This window comes from Lichenibacterium minor (assembly GCF_004137685.1).
GTDB lineage: Bacteria > Pseudomonadota > Alphaproteobacteria > Rhizobiales > Beijerinckiaceae > Lichenihabitans > Lichenihabitans minor.
Genome location: NZ_QYBB01000182.1, coordinates 1 through 614 on the forward strand (window position 1 = coordinate 1; position 614 = coordinate 614).

Consider the following 614-nt stretch of genomic DNA (forward strand, 5'->3'; position numbering starts at 1 on the left):
TAGACCCCGCCGATGTTGCCCGCCGAGGAATGGTCGACCGCGATCTCGCCCGTGAGGCGCTGGATCACGTAGGCGTTGGGCGGCAGGAACAGCGCCGTACGCCCCCACACGTCGGGCCGTTCGTCTCGCAGCCACAACATCTTGGTGAAGCCGTGGTAGCTGTCGACGCCGTTGCCGGTGATGCGGCCAAGACGCGCGAGGTCGAGGTTCGCCCTGACCCAAGCGACCTGCGCCTCGGCGCGGCGGTCCATCCAGATCAGGCACGGGTGGAGCGGCCGCACCTCCGCGTCGACCGGGATGCCGGAGCCACCGTAGAGCGAGGAGATGCAGATAGCCTTGATGTCGCCTTCCGGCACGGCTCGGGCCACCTCGGCGAGGCAGGCCACGACGGCATCGAGCCAGACGTCGGCGTGCTGCTCGGCCCAGTTAGGGCGCGGCGTGTCGGGCGCGTAGGCGCGCGACGCCTGAGCCAGAATTGCGCCGTCGCGCCCGACCAGCACCGCCTTGGTGCTCTGCGTGCCGATGTCAACGCCGATAACCTGGTCCATGATGAGCCTCTTCTTGGAACATGGTTCCCAAAGGCGCTCGGCCTTCGGCGGGGTTCCGGGGCTGAG

At 68.7% G+C, this 614-nt stretch carries 1 protein-coding gene; it reads right to left on the bottom strand.

Features of this window, described 5'->3' with window-relative positions; genetic code table 11:
- A partial coding sequence (locus tag D3273_RS27960) for an FGGY family carbohydrate kinase (RefSeq protein WP_245501433.1) occupies positions 1–548 on the bottom strand: 548 nt, incomplete at its 3' end.
- Positions 549–614 lie beyond the last annotated feature (66 nt).